The 16,010-nt window shown below is 61.6% G+C and carries 18 protein-coding genes; 16 read left to right on the top strand and 2 right to left on the bottom strand.

The window, feature by feature from the left end; translation table 11 throughout:
* The 3 genes from recQ to VGG64_19515 all read left to right on the top strand — a co-directional run.
* Positions 1-2,222 (top strand): DNA helicase RecQ (recQ, locus tag VGG64_19525; protein ID HEY1601801.1); only part of this gene is annotated, 2,222 nt, incomplete at its 5' end.
* Between the two features lie 410 nt (positions 2,223-2,632).
* Positions 2,633-3,520, top strand: coding sequence for a hypothetical protein (locus VGG64_19520; protein HEY1601800.1), 888 nt, complete (start codon positions 2,633-2,635; stop codon positions 3,518-3,520).
* On the top strand, positions 3,517-3,714 hold the full coding sequence (locus VGG64_19515; GenBank protein ID HEY1601799.1) for a hypothetical protein: 198 nt from the start codon (positions 3,517-3,519) through the stop codon (positions 3,712-3,714). Before VGG64_19520 ends, VGG64_19515 begins: the two co-directional genes overlap by 4 nt.
* Before the next feature lie 17 nt (positions 3,715-3,731).
* Here the strand turns inward: VGG64_19515 and VGG64_19510 are convergent, their stop codons facing one another.
* Positions 3,732-4,175, bottom strand: coding sequence for a hypothetical protein (locus VGG64_19510; protein ID HEY1601798.1), 444 nt, complete (start codon positions 4,173-4,175; stop codon positions 3,732-3,734).
* A 302-nt stretch (positions 4,176-4,477) separates the two neighbouring features.
* Between VGG64_19510 and VGG64_19505 the strand changes: the two genes are divergently transcribed.
* The 4 genes from VGG64_19505 (at position 4,478) to VGG64_19490 (ending at position 7,000) form a co-directional block, all read left to right on the top strand.
* Positions 4,478-4,702, top strand: a complete 225-nt coding sequence (locus VGG64_19505; protein ID HEY1601797.1) for a DUF350 domain-containing protein — start codon at positions 4,478-4,480, stop codon at positions 4,700-4,702.
* Positions 4,703-4,710: 8 nt separating this feature from the next.
* The gene (locus tag VGG64_19500) at positions 4,711-5,949 is read left to right on the top strand and encodes a thermonuclease family protein (protein ID HEY1601796.1); all 1,239 of its coding nucleotides are present in this window, start codon (positions 4,711-4,713) and stop codon (positions 5,947-5,949) included.
* Positions 5,950-6,023: 74 nt separating this feature from the next.
* On the top strand, positions 6,024-6,443 hold the full coding sequence (locus VGG64_19495; GenBank protein HEY1601795.1) for a superinfection immunity protein: 420 nt from the start codon (positions 6,024-6,026) through the stop codon (positions 6,441-6,443).
* A gap of 191 nt (positions 6,444-6,634) precedes the next feature.
* The gene (locus VGG64_19490) at positions 6,635-7,000 is read left to right on the top strand and encodes a hypothetical protein (protein HEY1601794.1); all 366 of its coding nucleotides are present in this window, start codon (positions 6,635-6,637) and stop codon (positions 6,998-7,000) included.
* Between the two features lie 60 nt (positions 7,001-7,060).
* On the opposite strand, the gene VGG64_19485 is transcribed toward VGG64_19490, so the two are convergent.
* Positions 7,061-7,984 (bottom strand): hypothetical protein, encoded by a 924-nt coding sequence (locus VGG64_19485; protein ID HEY1601793.1) that lies wholly within the window; start codon positions 7,982-7,984, stop codon positions 7,061-7,063.
* A gap of 1,644 nt (positions 7,985-9,628) precedes the next feature.
* On the opposite strand from VGG64_19485, the gene VGG64_19480 reads away from it, so the two are divergent.
* From VGG64_19480 to VGG64_19440, 9 genes are all read left to right on the top strand, one after another.
* Entirely contained in the window at positions 9,629-10,315 is a 687-nt protein-coding gene (locus VGG64_19480) for a hypothetical protein (GenBank protein HEY1601792.1), read from the top strand.
* Positions 10,312-12,132, top strand: a complete 1,821-nt coding sequence (locus tag VGG64_19475) for a hypothetical protein (GenBank protein ID HEY1601791.1) — start codon at positions 10,312-10,314, stop codon at positions 12,130-12,132. The genes VGG64_19480 and VGG64_19475 overlap by 4 nt, the downstream gene beginning before the upstream one ends.
* The gene (locus VGG64_19470; protein ID HEY1601790.1) at positions 12,129-13,376 is read left to right on the top strand and encodes a site-specific integrase; all 1,248 of its coding nucleotides are present in this window, start codon (positions 12,129-12,131) and stop codon (positions 13,374-13,376) included. Before VGG64_19475 ends, VGG64_19470 begins: the two co-directional genes overlap by 4 nt.
* Complete coding sequence (locus tag VGG64_19465; protein HEY1601789.1) at positions 13,373-13,834, top strand: hypothetical protein; 462 nt, start codon at positions 13,373-13,375, stop codon at positions 13,832-13,834. Before VGG64_19470 ends, VGG64_19465 begins: the two co-directional genes overlap by 4 nt.
* Positions 13,835-13,911: 77 nt before the next feature.
* Positions 13,912-14,148: a hypothetical protein gene (locus VGG64_19460; GenBank protein HEY1601788.1), complete on the top strand. Its 237-nt coding sequence runs from the start codon at positions 13,912-13,914 to the stop codon at positions 14,146-14,148.
* A gap of 54 nt (positions 14,149-14,202) precedes the next feature.
* Positions 14,203-14,817 (top strand): hypothetical protein, encoded by a 615-nt coding sequence (locus VGG64_19455; protein ID HEY1601787.1) that lies wholly within the window; start codon positions 14,203-14,205, stop codon positions 14,815-14,817.
* Positions 14,818-14,871: 54 nt separating this feature from the next.
* Positions 14,872-15,225, top strand: a complete 354-nt coding sequence (locus VGG64_19450) for a hypothetical protein (protein HEY1601786.1) — start codon at positions 14,872-14,874, stop codon at positions 15,223-15,225.
* Between the two features lie 14 nt (positions 15,226-15,239).
* A complete protein-coding gene (locus VGG64_19445) occupies positions 15,240-15,638 on the top strand; it encodes a hypothetical protein (protein ID HEY1601785.1) in 399 nt (132 codons plus the stop codon).
* A gap of 96 nt (positions 15,639-15,734) precedes the next feature.
* On the top strand, positions 15,735-16,010 hold a 276-nt coding region (locus tag VGG64_19440), incomplete at its 3' end, for a hypothetical protein (protein ID HEY1601784.1).

Raw genomic sequence — 16,010 nt, 5'->3', positions numbered from 1 at the left:
TGGAACAGATTCGGTCGATCATTCGCCAATATTGGGGCTACGACGAGTTTCGGCCGTTGCAGGCCGAGGCGATGCAGGCCGTGCTCGATGGCCGCGATTCCCTGGTCGTGCTGCCCACCGGCGGCGGCAAGTCGCTCTGCTTCCAGGCTCCGGCTATGCACATGAGCGGGCTGGCCCTGGTGATCTCGCCGCTGATCTCGCTGATGAAGGACCAGGTCGACGCACTCAAGGCTTGCGGCGTGCCGGCCGCTTGCGTCAACAGCACGCTTTCGCCTGCCGAGCGGCGGCAAGTGGCCGACGACGTGCGCCAGGGCCGGCTCAAGCTGCTGTATTTGGCGCCCGAGCGGCTGATGAGCGGGCCGACGTTTGAATTCCTGAAGGGCGTGAAGCTTTCGTTCGTGGCCGTGGACGAGGCGCACTGCATCAGCCAGTGGGGGCATGACTTTAGGCCCGAATACCGCTCGCTCAGCGTGCTCAAAGAAGCGTTCGGCGGGATCGGCATCCACTCATATACGGCCACCGCGACGCCCCGCGTGCGCGATGATATTGTCTCGCAATTGCGACTGGCCGATCCGCACGTGCTGGTCGGCTCGTTCGACCGCCCGAACCTGGTGTATCGCGTCTTTCGCCGCGACGAGCTGCTGCGGCAGGTCGGCGAGGTCATCGAGCGGCATCGCGACGAGTCGGGCATTATCTATTGCATCCGCCGCGCCGACGTCGATTCGCTGTGTGCCGCGCTGTGCGACCTGGGCCACCGGGCTCTCCCTTATCACGCCGGCATGGCCGACGAAGACCGCCGCCGCAATCAAGACGCGTTCATCAACGATCAGGCCCGAATCATCGTGGCCACCGTGGCTTTTGGCATGGGCATCGACAAGTCCGACGTGCGCTACGTGATTCACGCCGGGGCTCCCAAGTCGCTCGAGAGCTATCAGCAGGAAAGCGGCCGCGCCGGTCGTGACGGGCTCGAGGCCGAATGCAACTTGTTTTATACGGCCGCCGATTTCGTCACCTGGCGGCGACTGCAACAGGACTCCAATCCGCAGGCCGTGCAAGCCAGCAATGAGCTGCTGGCCGGAATCGAAAAGTTCTGCGCCACCATCCACTGCCGGCATCGGGCGATCCTGGATTATTTTGGCCAGGAACTGGACCCAGGCAAATGCGACGCCTGCGATGTCTGCCTCAACGAACTGGAATTCGTCGCCGACTCGCTGGTGATTGCACAGAAGATTCTCTCCTGTGTGCTACGCGTGAAGGAACGGTTCGGAGCGGCTTATGTCTCGCAAGTGCTGGTCGGCTCGCGCGAGCAGCGCATCGTCGGCGAAGGGCACGATCAGCTCAGCACGCACGGCATCCTGGCCGAGCACAGCCGCCAGAATGTCCGCGCCTGGATCGAGCAATTGACCGAGCAGCAGTTCCTGGGCAAAGGCGAATTCGACGTGCTGCACGTCACGCCCAGCGGCCGGCAATTGCTCCGCGGCGAGATCACTCCGCAGCTCTTAAAGCCTTCGGCCCAGCCACGGCGAGCCGCGCAGGTGGAAGTCGATGCTTGGGAAGGCGTCGACCGCGGCCTGTTCGAAGCGCTGCGGACCTTGCGCCGTCAGAAGGCCGATGAGAGCGGGCTGCCGCCCTTCATCATTTTTTCCGATGTCACGCTGCGCGACATGGCCCGGCGCCGGCCCAGCACGCGCGAGGGCCTGCTGGCCGTGCAAGGCGTCGGCGCGACCAAGTGCGAGCAGTATGCCGCCGAGTTCCTGCCGGCCATCGTCGACTACTGCCAGCGCCACGAATTGGCCACCGACGTGGACGCGCCCCGGCCGGCTCGCGCGCGACCGGCCGCTGGGTCCCGCCCGCCCAATGCGATCAAGCGGCAGGCGTTCGAGCTGTTCAGCCAAGGGCAATCGCTGGAAGACGTCGCTCGCAGCATTGGCCGGGCCCAGTCGACGACCGTGCAATACTTGTCCGAATACTTGCAGCAGCACTGCGTCTGCGATCCGGCTCCCTGGGTCGGCGAGGCACTCTTCGATCGCATCCGCCAAGCCGCGGAAGAAACAGGCTTAGAACGTCTCAAGCCGGTCTTCGAAAAACTCGGCGGCAGCGTTTCGTACGACCAGATTCGCATCGCCCTCACCTGCCTGGCCAACGCCGCCCCGTCCGATTCAGCCGCTAGGCGCGAAACATTGCCCAGCCAGGCCGTTCCGAGCGAATATGCCGACGGGTGAATGTCCGCTTCGGCCCCATTCGCATGCCGCATCCTCGCAAAACCCATCGCAGGGGGCATCGCGCGCCAAACCGACTCTCGCTATACTACGTCTGCCGAGCCGACCGCCTCGGCACTCACTTCAACGCGCCCGTAGCTCAATCGGATAGAGCAGCGGACTTCTAAAACTTCGCTTGGCCGCCGACGCGGTGAGCTAAAGCCGCGTTCCAGGCCTGTTTTTCCGGGCTTTCCTGCGGATTTGCCTTCTTAGCCCAGAGGGAGTAAAAACGGGCTGTTACAGGTGGGATCAGGTGTCAGTGACACCCGGTGTCTGTTGCGGGCCAATTGGAGGCTGAGGCGCTTGGTACATACCGGGCGCGACCTAGTGCATAGCTTCGGCCTTACCTGCATCGAAGTCGACAGAGGTAGCCCATGACGATTGCGGCGTGTTACGTCAGTTCCGAAGGCGTCGTGTTGGGAGCCGATAGTACGTCGACTTGGCAACAGCAGGGCATGCCCGACCATTACTTCCACCACGAACAAAAGGTGTTTGAAATTGGCCAAGGCAGCACGCTCGGGATTACGATGTGGGGCGTTGGTGGACTTGGGACAACCAGCTATCGAAAAATGATCGCGGAGTTATCCGACAGCCTGGGTGCAAAGGCGGCGGCTAGCGTTAAGGATGTGGCCGACAGATGGTGCGACGCGTTTTGGCCGGCATACACCGGTCTCTTCGCCCCTGCGATCGCCAGATTCCGGGATTTGAGCCGAATAAATCCCAGGTCAGAAGCGGAAGAGAGGGAACTCGTCCGACTCCAGCAAGTCAGCGGCGGTTTTTGCATCGGAGGGTATGTCCTGTCGGACAGAACCCCCAAAGCATTTGAAATGATCTACGGCCCTCATCTTGATGCGATCCAGATGAGGGAAATATCGTTCGGCGAGTACGCGTTTTGGGGTTGCCCGAACTCAATGCAACGACTGATTTTCGGAATCGACGGCAAGCTCTTTCAGGCTATTATCGATTCAAAAAAATGGTCTGGGACTCCCGAAGAACTGTTCGCGATAGTCCAGCCGCAAATGCTCGGGGCGCCGGGAGCTTTGCCGTTGCGAGAAGCGGTCGACTGGGTGTACTCGACGATCTTCGTTACAATTAAGGCCATGAAGTTCTCTTGGCTCTCTCAGGTCTGCGGCGGCCCGATCGAGGTGGCCGTAGTATCTGCTGATCGGAACTTTCGGTGGGTCAGCCACAAGGGGCTCGATGAGGCGATAAGTCATCGCCCGTATAGCCAGCGCCCCGTTGCACGGAGGGACTCGCAGTGAATGATTCCATGATGCTCGAAGGCCTTGCTCGACGCACCCAGACGCCGCAGTGGGTCCTTGATATGCATGAGCACTTCGCTCAAACCGGGGAATATCGGCCAGAGGATCTAGCGCGGGTGCTTGGCAATCCAGCCGAGCCATTTGTTCTTTCGCCGTCTACTGACCCGCGATTGTTCTTCAACTTAAATCAGTAGCGCACGACGCGCAGTCCTCAATGTCGGCGCCGTCGCCCAACGCCGCCGCTGCACGACAGGTAATGCAGCTCGACGCACAGATGATGCATGGCTTCGTAGGCGGACGACGTCAGCCCGCGCAGCTTGTCGTCCGGCGTGAACCCCGTCTTGTCCATCCGCTCACGCAGCCGGCCGAGGTACCCCATCGCCGGCACGAGGGCCTCGCGGATCCTGGCAGCCTGCTCGGTCGTCAGATCGTTGGCGTCCATGCTGTCGGCCTCCAGGTCGTCACATTTTGACCAGCCGGAACCGGCATGGTACCGTCTGACGGCGGCGTAAGATTTTACGCGCAGAAAAAGCCCATACTTGGCCGGCCGGCACAGCAGGACTTTATGCAGCCCAGTCGCGCCCTGGGGCAAAGCAATCAGCAGCCGGCCCCCGATGATGAAATCCGCAATGACCGTCGATGAATCGATGGCCACGCTCCACGCCAAAGGATGGAGCATCGGCGACGTGGCGTTCAGGACTGCGACAGGCCGGACGTGGGTCGTCTACTGCCACCGGGGAGCCGACGAGATACGAGTCACGGGATCAACGGCGGCCGAAGCCTGGTCACATGCCTGCATGTCCGCACAGGCAAAGGACTGCTGAGTTGTTAGCCGCTGTCGCGCTCGGCCGCTCTGACCCGGTAACAGCACCGCAGTGCGGATAATTGTCTTGCTCGCAGCAGGCCGCCCCTATACCTTGAACCCGCCTCACTGACGGTCATCAAAGAGCGAAGCTCATGGACGAAATCTTCAAGGCCTATGCCATCACGTTCGGCTGGGCGATTGTCGGATCCGTTGGCATGGGATTCGGCATCATCATCGCCCTGAAAATGTTCACACTCTCAACGCGCAAAGTTGACGAGTGGGAACTAATCAAGCAAGGCAATGTTCCGATGGGCATCATCCTAGCCGCCATCATCATCGCTCTGGGCATTGTGATCGCTGCCGCCGTTCACCCGTAAGGTGGCCTATGCTCCGTTTCCTGGCGTGTGCACTGACCTGCATCGCGGCCTTGATTCCGTCGATCGCCATCGCGCGTGGCGGCGGTGTCCATAGTGGTCGCAGCTCGTATCGCAGCTCGGGCACCGTGCATGTCCGGGCATACACGCGCAAGGACGGAACCTACGTTCGCGCCCATACGCGAAGCGCTCCCGGCTCGGGTGGCACGACGTATGTCAGTCCCGCGTCGGCCCCCGAGACACCGCTTGTCGTCGATTACCGGCAAACAGCCCGCACCTCTGCCCGCACGTCGTATCGAACTGATCCGCCGGCCGCGATCGACGATCAGCAATCTCTCGCGATCATTACTCCGCACCGCACTTTACGTCCATCACTGCCAACGCTGCCGGCTCATTTCAAGCTTTGGCTGAAGGGCGGCCTGAGCCACCCAATCGTTCGATACGAAGACGATGGTGATTCGTGGCTGGTAATGGGCGTAACCGGCGGCGAGATTCGATACCCAAAGGATCTCGTTACAAGCGTCGATCCGATAGGGCCCACGACGGCGGAAGTCGCCGCGGCGCCAGGCGGTCAACGAATCTATCGACCGTTTGAATCGGTCGTAAAGAGGGCCGTCGATGGAGATACCATTGAACTTGAGAACGGTGAACGGGTTCGGTTGGTTGGGGTCGACACGCCAGAAACCGTCGACCCTCGAAAGCCGGTCCAATATTTCGGCCAGGAAGCATCGCGGTTCACTCACGCCAGCCTCGACGGCGAGCGAATCCGCCTGGTCAGCGATCAAAACAGCGCAGCGACTGGGCACAGGGATCATTACGGGCGGCTGCTCGCCTACGTATTCCGGGTCCGAGACAACCTCGACTTCAATGCCGAACTGGTCAAGGAAGGCTATGGCCATGCCTACGTGAAGTACCCGTTCGAACGCATGGACGAATTCCTCGGCTACGAGCGGGAGGCCCGAGAGCAGGGCCGCGGCCTCTGGGCTCCGGACGTGCCCACCGCAAGGGGACCGCCGGCTACGGTTTTAGAACCAAAACCACCGCAGCAGACGGCGCCAGCTACCGTCGAGCCCGCGGTGCCGACCGCCGGCAGGCCGACGACCGACATCACTGTGTACGTCACGCGCACTGGCACCAAACACCACGTCGATGGCTGCCGGTATCTTCGATCGTCGAACATCCAGATGAAGCTGAGCGACGCCAAGCAGCGATATGAGCCCTGTTCGATTTGTCGGCCGCCGCTGCAATAGGCCCGTTATTGAGGCGTTGCACTGTGACTGATGCGATTCGCTTTGTTTGCACTCATTGCGGTTGGCCCGGCGAAGTGGCGGCCGCGCTTGCCGGAGCGATGATTTCATGTCCGCACTGCCACGAAGTGACACCGGCCCCGCGAACATCGATGACGTTGCGTGAAATCAAAGCGGCGGTTCAGGCCAGACCGCCAAGGCCGGATGCCCGCCCGAAGCAAAAACGCGACTACGCCGTACCGGCCGCGATCGTGGTCGCCATCGGTTTTGGAATCATCGCGCTGACCTATTGGCAGCTCCTGGTTGGCATGTTCGGGCTCGCGCTAGCGTTCGCTCTGGCCTTCGGCGCGTATTTCCTACCGGCGATTATCGCGGCCGGCAGGGGCCATCCGAACGGAATGCCGATCGCCGTCGTGAATGCGCTTCTCGGCTGGACCCTCATAGGATACGTCGTGGCGCTGGCTTGGTCGCTGTCAAGCACCGACCGGAATCCGTAAGACCGGTCGCGAGCGCCTAGCGGCTGGGGCCTTCGAACAAGCCGAACGGGAAGCCAGGGCGGCCGGACGCGGCTTGTGGGCTGACAAGTAGCCGGAGCCACCGCGGGATTATCGGCGGGAGCACAGAAGGGCTGGCGCGGGGTCTTGATCGTCGCGAGCAAACCGCTTTGGCTGCGGCTATACTGCCCCATATGCCCGAGAAACCCCGCCGCCGCTGGTTCGCCTTTAGGCTTCGGACGCTGTTCGTCTTGATCGCGGTGGCGTCCGCGCCGCTGGCCTGGGTGGGCTATTCCCTGGAGTGGATCAGGCAGCGGCAACGGGCGATAACCGCGTCGGAGGGAATCCATTTTTTAGGGCCGGCTGCTATGGTCGAACGGCCGACGCGCAAATATGACGCACCGACAACGGCTCCAGGCGGCCTCTGGCTGCTTGGCGAGAAAGGGGTAGCCGTCTACTTCTGGTCACCGATTGCCCCGAATATCGATGAGTGTCGAGGGCTGTTTCCAGAGGCAGAAGTTGTTCGGTCGGTGCTTCCGTCGGTCGAGCGCGAGCCGTAACTCGCTAGGATAATTCCCCCGTTCGGGAAGTGCCTTAAGATCGTGTGCAGGCCGGCGCCGCTACGATTGGTGAGATACTAGCAGCTGCGCGTTGGCGGTGGTGACGAACCTATGGCCAAGGTGGTTCTCGATTATTTTGATCGCGGTTGTAGCGGCGAGGGTGTGAATCATCGCGTGATGCACCGTCAGGACGGCGTCTTGGAGGTTATCATCCGACTCCAGGGCAATAACCTTAAGCCCCATGTCCTTCGCTCGCTGGAGCGAAATGTGGCGATCGTGCGACAACGTTAGGGAATGGTCCGCCAGTTCGGCGACTACTGCATCGGCCTTCGCTGTGGCATCGGCATCGCCTGAAAACATTCCGCTTACCAGCCAATCCTTTACCATTTTGTTGGCCCAGGTAATCGCTTTTTGGCAATCGCCGATGAATGCCGGTCGGTACTTTTGCAAGACAAACTGCCAATACGCTGCCGCTTGTTGGTTCGTAAGGATTTCGGACTTGGCTTTTTCCGCCTCTTCCACGACCCCGTGGGCGGCGATTCCGCCTAGCTGCGGATCGATCGGCCCCAGGCTTGAATGAGCACCCATCGCGATCTCGTTGCACGCGAGCGCCATCATCGTTCCAGCGGACAATGCGAGCTGAGGCACGATAGCGCGAATGTTGTTCGGAAACATCTGGCGCAGGTAGTCCACAATGGACTCTGTAGCGGAGGTCACGCCGCCGGGAGTGTGAAGGATCAGGTCGAGACCCTTGCTGCGGTCGAGCTTGTGAATAGCGGTCATGAAACCGCTTTTGTCGGCGTCGTTAATATCGAAGGGGACGCCGCTCTGGGCCAGAAAGCCCTTTTGAAGCCAGCCGGAATAATACGCGATGACGTTCCGGCCAGTCGCTTTTGAGAGCCGCTTCAGGTACTTCCGCCGGATCGCGTCGTGCGTCGTGCCGGCCGAATCAATCTCCTTAAGAAGCTGACTCCAGTTTGCCATTGGTGCTGCTCAGGGGTTGGGTGCGATTTGACAGGCCAACCGTCCAAACAGTCTTGGCCGCTGGCTCTGGCTGGCGAAGAATACCAGTCGGAGTATAAAGCGGCTTGTATTGCTGTGCTAACTGATATGCGCGCTGGAGTTCGGCGTCGTCACAAGGATTTTCCGCCATCGTGAATGGGCTTTCGATGGAGTGCGAAGGCGTGGGTGTGAGGGTCACCAACGCAACAATAGTATAGCGGTGGGCCAATGTCAATCGTAAAACTCGACGGCGCCAGCACTTGCGCGACGAGGACAGCCGTTTATTCGGTTTTAGCGTGCAAAACAGCGTCAAACAGCTCGTCAAAGCTCCAGGCATGCCCGGCTGGCCCTGCACACGACTTTAAGGCGCTTCCGGCGGCCGCCGGCATGCGACACTAGCCTCGCTCGGCTTCCGGATGAGGGCCGCAGGCCATTCGACCGCTTGTGGCGGGTGAATCCAGGGACACACCTGCGGCCTTCTTCGTGCAGCCGGCACGCCCGCGGAACGCGTTCGCCGCTACTCAATCCGCCGCGTTCGGCCGCAGAGCCGCGAGCGTGCGCTCAGTCTTTTCCGTGGGCTGCCGCCCCGAACATACTCCGCACGTCCCGCCGTTTGAGCAGTGAGCGCAGTAGCGGCAATTCTTGCACGCCGTACAGCTCGACGATCCGGTGCAGCGAGCCTCCGCGAGCAACGCTTCACAGCAAGGTCGCGTGACGGGAGCGGCCGCCGAGGCTTTAGCAGGCCCCGACGGTCGAAACGAAGCGGCGGAGAGGGCACCGAGGCAGGCGAGAAGCGCAATCGATCGAGCGAAGGCAGCCAGCATCATCCACCATCCCTTCGAGAGAATGAGGAAACAGGAGGCCTTCATGGCTTACGAGCGCACGTCCTGCTAGCCGACCAGGCAGCCATTCTCTCTCCGGCAGTTCCAAATGCAAGTTTCCGTACCGGCTTTCTACCGAATCGGCGGCTTTCGGCATCCGGCGCCCTGCGGCATCGATCGTCGCGAGGCGATTTGCCAGCGCGGGCACCGGCCGTTTCTCGGGCTCGAAAAATATTTCCGGAACTTTTTTCGGCCGCTCGGCCGCACATCCACCATCAAAAAAGCCCGCAAAAACGCGAGGTTCGCGGGGGCCGCCTGCGGGCCATTCCTTTTTCCTTGCTTGGGCGAAGCTGCGCGCGCATCGAGACGGACCATGCAAACCGCTCACGAACTCCTGCGGCGACCCCTGGCGGCCGAGGCAGTGGCCATTGCATGGCAGCTTTTGGCGGTTGTGCCGGGCCCTTCTGCCGTTGATCAGCGGTGCGACGGTTTTATTTTGCCCCGCGCGTTGACACCATCGACGCGAGCGGGGAATATGCGTGTCCCTAAAGCCCTTCGGGGCATTCAAGAGATAGACCGATGTTTTTCATGAAACAGGCCGTAGGCCTCGCTGCTTCTGCGCGGAACCCAAGCTGCGACCATCGAAGGATGGTAGCAAGGGCCGCCGGGTGGTTCTTGAACCGCCTAGGAGGGAGTAGCGAGGCCTACGGTCTTTTTATGCGCGTCGGTCTAGCGGGGAGTCGTTTGCGAGCGATCGTAGCGGCTCCTCGTCTTTTTTGCCGGCGCGCCAGAAAGGTGCGATCCCGTGCCACTTCCCGAAACCTCTTTGCTCGTGTCGGATTCCGACGGCGACCGCCGAACTGCTGCAAACCACGATGATCTAACCGGGCAGCTCGTGAGCCGCCTCGACGAAAACGAGGTTCCAGGCGAACACCTCTGGCCGATCGTTTGCTACTTCGCGGCCCACGGCATCGACCGGCGCGAGGTGGCCACGCGAATGGGCGTGACATCGCACCATCTGACCACGGTCATGTTGAGTGGCAAGCCGATCAACATTCCGTTCCTCGGTCGGTTGCGTCAGTTGCTCGCGGCGCCGCTGTCGACCCCGGCCGTGGCGGCCGAATCGCTCGATCGCCAGGTGGAGTTCAGGGACCTGTTCGCCAGCGGCCAGGCCACGCAAGCCGACGTGGGCCGCTTTGTGGAATACGCCAAGGGCCTTGGCATCAAGCGGGCCGAACTGGCGCAATGGCTGGCGATCGTCCACTCGTATCTGAACAGCGTGCTATGTGGCACTCACCGCCTGACTGACGAGTTCTGTTGGCGGCTGGTGGAATTGCTGGCCAACCCCTTGCCGCCGCGCAGCCCGGCGAACAAGCGGCCACGCCCGCCCAAGGCCGGCCTGGCGATGCGGCACTACGTCGACCCGCGGCAGATCCAGCAGCACAAGCCGATGCCGCCGCGGCTGCTCAGCGCCGAGGGAGGTGCCGCATGACGACGTTGCCCACCGAATGGCATGTTCATCCCCGTAGCGTTCACGAGAACGGCCGCCGCCGGTACATCCAGGGCCGTTGCCCGACGTGCAGTTGCCCGCGCCATGCGCCGGTCGAGCACATGCGTGTTGGCGACGCTCCGCTCTGGCTCGGCCGCGTGCCCACCAACGACGGGTACAAGTTCCAGCAGTTCGGCAGAGCGCCAAAGCGCAACGCGGAGCGAGCCTCTAATGGCCAACCGTTTCCGCTGATCGAAGTGCCCGGCGGCCTGGCGATCAGCAACCAGGCAGGCGGATTGGCCACACTGCGGCAAATCGAGTTGCACCTCAAGGCAAAAGGCATCAGCCGCCGCGCTCTCGCCGATCGGATCGGCATCGCCTACCAGTCGCTGGCCAACCTGATCTACGGCGGCAAACCGAGCGCCAGGATCCGCCGGGCCGTGTTCGAACTGTTGCTCGAGCTTCACTCGTTGCCACCGCAACCGCTGCCCGAGCCGCCCCAAGACTCGCGCCGGCCCGTTGCCGGTGGCTCGACGCTCGCCCTGGGGCCATTTGAAATCCCTGAGCCTTCCGGCATTGGCATGGCCGAGTATCTGCCCGACTACCTGCTGATGCGTCCAATGTCGCGGCAGAGCGCCGTTGCGATGGCTAAGGCGATCGAGAGCTATGGCAAGTTTCTCGGCCGGCCGGCGACAGTCGGCGACCTGCGGGCCAAGCTCGTGAACCGCTGGCTGGCTGTTCTTGAAAGCGACGGACGGCACGGCCAATGGTCCGTCCGCGGTCACCGGCAGCGGCTCGTGGCGCTTTGGAATGCGGCCTATCGCGAGGATCCGCCGCTGGTCGAGGAATTGCCGCTCCGCGTGCGGCCCATCAAGCGTCCCGACGTCGCGCCCGAGGCCTGGACGCGCGAGCAGATGCAAGCGCTGCTGGCCCAGGCTGACACGCTGCAAGGCGTCTTTCGCTGCTCGCGCGTCTCACGCTGCGACTACTGGCGGGCCTACCTGCTCGTCTCATACGACACGGGCCTTCGCCTGGGCGATATGATGCGAGTCACCTTTGCCGATCTACGGGCCGGGAAGTTCGTCGTCACGCAGGGCAAGACCCAGAAACCCTTGGTCAAGCAAGCGTCCGCCGCTGCCAGTACGGCCGTGGCCGCCATCGAGCATCCGCAACGCGAACGCGTCTTTGGCGGCGTCATTTGCCGTCAGGCATTCTTTGAGCATTTCAAGCGGCTCGCCGAGGCCGCTGGCCTGAAAGGCACATCGCGGTGGATTCGCCGCACCAGCGGCACACTCGTCGAGGCGGCCTCGCCTGGCGATGGTCACAAGCACCTTGGCAACGGGGCCGACGTCTTCGAGAAGCACTACCTCGACCAGCGCATGCTGCCGAGCCAGTTCCCATTGCCTCCGGCGCTTGTCGAGGATCCGACCGGCGCTGATGATCATGCCGCGCAAGCGGCGGCATGCGGCGGATCGCCGTTGCTGGTCGATCTGGTCTCTGATCGGCTGAGGCGCGACGTGTTCTGCCGAAAGCACGTGGCGGCCACACGGCGATCGATGGAACTCTACGGCGAATTCCTTGGGTATCCCGCGACAGTCGCCGACCTGACTGCCGCATCGCTCAATCGCTGGATTAGCAACCTGCTCAACAGCGGTGCCGCTCAATTGACCGTGCGCGGCCACCGTAATCATCTTGTGGCCACCTGGAACGATGCCTACTGGCGCCGCGTCCCTGGAGTATCAGCCCCAGCTGCGCGCGTAAAGTCGATCAGCGAGAAATCCCGACGCCAGCTAGTGCTCACGCAAGGCGGTGCCGCATGAAAAGTGACACGGCTATCAGCAGTTCACCAGAATTGACGCTCGCAGAATTTCTCCGCGATCATTACCTCCCCGAGCGGGATTTAGGCCGCAGTTCACGTGACCAATATCGTGTCACACTCAATCGCTTCTCAAGGTTTCTTGGCGAGGCATCGGCCCTCGAACATTTGAACGATGCGACAGTCAATCGGTTCCTTTCGTTTCTCATTGAGAGTGGATTGAGCCGGTCTACAGTGAAAGGCCACCGCGGCCGATTGCTCGCCCTTTGGAATGCTGCGTGGACAGCCCCCACGCCGATGGTGGCAGCCCCACCGCGACGGCTGAAGCGCATCATGGTTCCCGGCCAGGTCATCGATACCTGGAGCGAGGAGGAAATCGCCCGGCTCATCGCCGCCACCTTTTGCCTGTCCGGCCGCTTCCGGTATACGCGGGTCAGCCGCAGCGGATATTGGGCGGCCATCATTGCCGCGGCTTACGACACGGGCTTGCGACTGGGTGACCTATTTCTACTCAAGTTCCATGACATCAATCCAGATGGCAAGATTCAACTTGTGCAGCACAAGACTGGCAAGCCGCACGTCTGTGGGATGCGGCCCAGCACGATCGAAGCCGTCGAGGCGATTAGGTTGCCCGGCAGGCCGCTGATCTTCGGCAAGGTCATCGGGTTGCAAAAGCGGTTCTACCACCAGTTTCGCGCGCTCGTGAAAGCGGCCGGTATCAAGCCCGGTACATTCCGTTGGCTGCGGCGAGCCAGCGGAACGCACGTCGAACGCATCGCCCCGGGGACTGGCCATCGGCAGCTTGGCCATCGTCGCGACGTGTTCGAGAAGCACTACGCGGCCATGCGGCTGATCGATGCCGACCGCCCGTTGCCGCCGGCTTTGCCACTCGGCGCATGCATTGAAGCGCGCATGCGCGCCGCTGCGGTCGGCACCGATAAGCTGCCCATCGGTCCGTTGGTCTCAGAGTTCGTGCAGACGGCCCTCCCTCCGTCGTACCAGGCCAACGCCAAGGGCTACCTCACGACGATCTTGACCGCGTGCCGCATAGAGACGGTTGACCAATTGCGGGCGGCGAAGGTAACGAAAGCAATTGCCGGAGCGACCAAGAAAGAGGCGGCTCGCAACGATTATCGGCAGTGCTTCGTCCGCTTTCTTGAATGGCTCATCGACCGGGGCATCCGGGGGTCTGTCGTTTCGTGCCTGGGCGACATGCTGTGCCGCCAGAAGAAAGGTGGTGCCGCATGAAGATCACCCGACGCGAAGCCCTGAGCGCTATGGCGTTGCTGGGCACCACCGGCGCGGTCGCCCCTGCTGCGGTTGACGCCGTGGCGGATGCTGAACCCGAGCCGAACTATCCCGAGCTGGCTCAAATGCTCGCCCGCTGGGAGCTGGGGGCGTTGCAGGGTAAGCATCCTAATTGGTGGCAGAAGACGTATTACACGAGCCTCTGCCGCTGGAATGACGAGATTCTGATTTTCTATGGCGTCGGCCGGCCGGACCAGGTAGAGGCCGACCTGCTGCGTTTCGCCAATTTTCTGGCCGACGATGACGCGGACGGTCCCGACACCACGCCCAACATGCTGGGCATGGCCGCAACCCCGTGCGGGCGCGCCTGGGTGATTATGACTCGCGGCCGGGCATCGGACTGCTGCTTCGAAGGCATGCGACGGCCAAGCTGGAAGGGGAGGCCGATACCGAAATGACAATGTGAGGCTGGCCGCGATCGGCCACGTGTTTTTCGTTTGTGATGACGATCCTCTTTTTCGAAAGGTCCGAACCGATGGCTACCGTTGAACGACAGGCGATTCCGGCGAACGCCCACTTCCTTGGTTTTGGCGCTGGCAATTACATGCTCCTTGTGCCGCATCCCAAGGGCGGGGCTGCCCTGTATGTGCACGCCGATGGTCCGGCGTTTCTTGATCCCGAACGGCTGCGCAAGCTAGGCAACTTGCTTTTGCAATCGGCCGACGACGCGGCGCAGCGCCCAGAGGATTCGGGGCCAGCGATCGGCCAATGACGTTTCGCGTTTAACCGTTCCTCGTTTCCCCTATTCTTGCTGAAAGGCTCCGCTATGGACCGTCGCACATTCTTCCTGCCGTTTGTTGGACTGTTTGGATTACTTCGAAGCCGTCGACCCGCGCTCGCCGCGGCGGCCGCTGCGCAACCCATCGGGCCACGCGAGCAAATCCGCGAAGCCCGGGCGTACAAATCGCCGCGCGTGCTCGAGCCCGGCGAAAAGGTCTTGCTCAGGACCATGCGCGGCGACGCGGAGGGGCGGATCGTCAGGCGGTGCGAGGAGCTTGGCGACCGGTTCGCGTATGACGTCGTGGTAACGAAGGCCATCGAGTCCCGCGAAAAGCGTCAAGGAACATCAGTGCCGGCGTATGTTTCGCCAGGGCTGAGATTGCACCTGTTCTATTCCGGCCTGGATGTCGACGAGGAAGTACCGACATTTCGACCTTTCGGCAGTGCGTGCATGGAAGTAGAGAGCGCTGATGGACCGGTAACGATCTGTCTGCGACACGCATCCACTGTCACAGTCAGGCCGCAGGGGTGTCGAATCGAATTCCTGGACGGCTCAACACCGATCGACCTTCCGCCGGACCAAGGCCCGCGCGTGATCGAAAACATTCGCGAATACCAAGACCGTGCGATTGGCCGTTGCCCGACGTTGAAGATTACCTGAATGAGCCGCAGCCTTGGGAACAACTATCCCGCGCCACGGCGAAAGGAGCCGGCAATGTCCATCGACCACGAACTGTTGGCTTTGTTGGCGGCGATCCGCGATCGCAAGATCACCGATGCCGATCAGGTGCAGAGCATTTTGCGCGAAGCCGTCGATCGATTCGGAACTGAAAAACCGATTCACCCTGTAGCACGCGTTACCGCTCTCAAAGCGTGTGCACGTCTGATTCGAGACGCAACCCGTGATCGGAACCATACGGAACCGCTGCCATTCGAGATATTTCAGGTATTGTCCCTTGTGACAAAACCTGGGGGCCGACTCCAGCAAACGTTGGGGTCCGAATATGTGCAGGCCGAAGTCGCCATTCTTCGACGAATTTCAAACCGACGATCAGGAGAAACACCATGAAGCCGCTGAGCTGCTTGATTCGACTGCTGCTTGCAATAAATCCGAACAAGGTTCTATCGGACGCTGGATTCATCGATGCGCGGCGGCTTGTCAGCGACAGCCAAGAGTCTTCTTCTAAAGCCGCGCGCGCTGAGGCGTGCCGGCAGCTTCGCCACCTCGTTGAGAATTTGCCAGAAGATGCGCTCCGCAACGCACAAGTTGCCGACCGACGAAAGGTCAGCTTGATGGATGACGAGCTACGCCGGCTGCTCGTCGCGATCGAGAGTGGCGCGATTTCGAGCCTATCGCGGATTCGAGAAATCCTAAAAACAGCAAATGCTGCGCTCAACGTTGAAGAGGACTCTTACCGCAATGATCGATACCTGCTGATGAGTGCCCAGCAGGCGTTTGTAAAGGGGCAGGGCTTCGATTGATCGCCGGCCGCCAAGCAAGCAACATCCAGCTCAGAATGCGACTTCTCGTGTGCCCATCCAGGTTGTTGTTCAATCGGTAGGAAGCATCGTCATTGGGTGAACGGCTCGAGCTTCGGCCGTGTCGAGTCAGTCCCCGCGGGCAGCCGCTTCTTTCAAATCACGGTGCATCCCTCGAAGCATGGTTACGCATTCTTCCACGATCGCGTCCGGAACGTCTTCTTCGTGGCCATTTGCACGCATTTGCCTTTCGAGACGCTGGAAGAGCTTGTCTTCGGCCTTCGCATCATACGGAGCGGACTCGACAGCCGGCGGGGTCCAGGGCTCGGCGTCGACTTCCGCTCGAACGTTCCGGAAGCTGGCACCAGCGCGCTT

This window comes from Pirellulales bacterium (assembly GCA_036490175.1).
GTDB lineage: Bacteria > Planctomycetota > Planctomycetia > Pirellulales > JACPPG01 > JACPPG01.
The sequence above is the reverse complement of the archived record's forward strand: the minus strand, read 5'-3'. Positions and strand labels throughout refer to the sequence as shown.

What these genes read in the sequence shown, in the direction of transcription:
- VGG64_19450 (HEY1601786.1), top strand. Translation starts at nt 14,872, where the DNA reads ATGTCCATCGACCACGAACTGTTGGCTTTGTTGGCGGCGATCCGCGAT.
- VGG64_19505 (HEY1601797.1), top strand. Translation starts at nt 4,478, where the DNA reads ATGGACGAAATCTTCAAGGCCTATGCCATCACGTTCGGCTGGGCGATT.
- VGG64_19465 (HEY1601789.1), top strand. Translation starts at nt 13,373, where the DNA reads ATGAAGATCACCCGACGCGAAGCCCTGAGCGCTATGGCGTTGCTGGGC.
- VGG64_19460 (HEY1601788.1), top strand. Translation starts at nt 13,912, where the DNA reads ATGGCTACCGTTGAACGACAGGCGATTCCGGCGAACGCCCACTTCCTT.
- VGG64_19520 (HEY1601800.1), top strand. Translation starts at nt 2,633, where the DNA reads ATGACGATTGCGGCGTGTTACGTCAGTTCCGAAGGCGTCGTGTTGGGA.
- VGG64_19485 (HEY1601793.1), bottom strand. Translation starts at nt 7,984, where the DNA reads ATGGCAAACTGGAGTCAGCTTCTTAAGGAGATTGATTCGGCCGGCACG.
- VGG64_19490 (HEY1601794.1), top strand. Translation starts at nt 6,635, where the DNA reads ATGCCCGAGAAACCCCGCCGCCGCTGGTTCGCCTTTAGGCTTCGGACG.
- VGG64_19500 (HEY1601796.1), top strand. Translation starts at nt 4,711, where the DNA reads ATGCTCCGTTTCCTGGCGTGTGCACTGACCTGCATCGCGGCCTTGATT.
- VGG64_19475 (HEY1601791.1), top strand. Translation starts at nt 10,312, where the DNA reads ATGACGACGTTGCCCACCGAATGGCATGTTCATCCCCGTAGCGTTCAC.
- VGG64_19455 (HEY1601787.1), top strand. Translation starts at nt 14,203, where the DNA reads ATGGACCGTCGCACATTCTTCCTGCCGTTTGTTGGACTGTTTGGATTA.
- VGG64_19470 (HEY1601790.1), top strand. Translation starts at nt 12,129, where the DNA reads ATGAAAAGTGACACGGCTATCAGCAGTTCACCAGAATTGACGCTCGCA.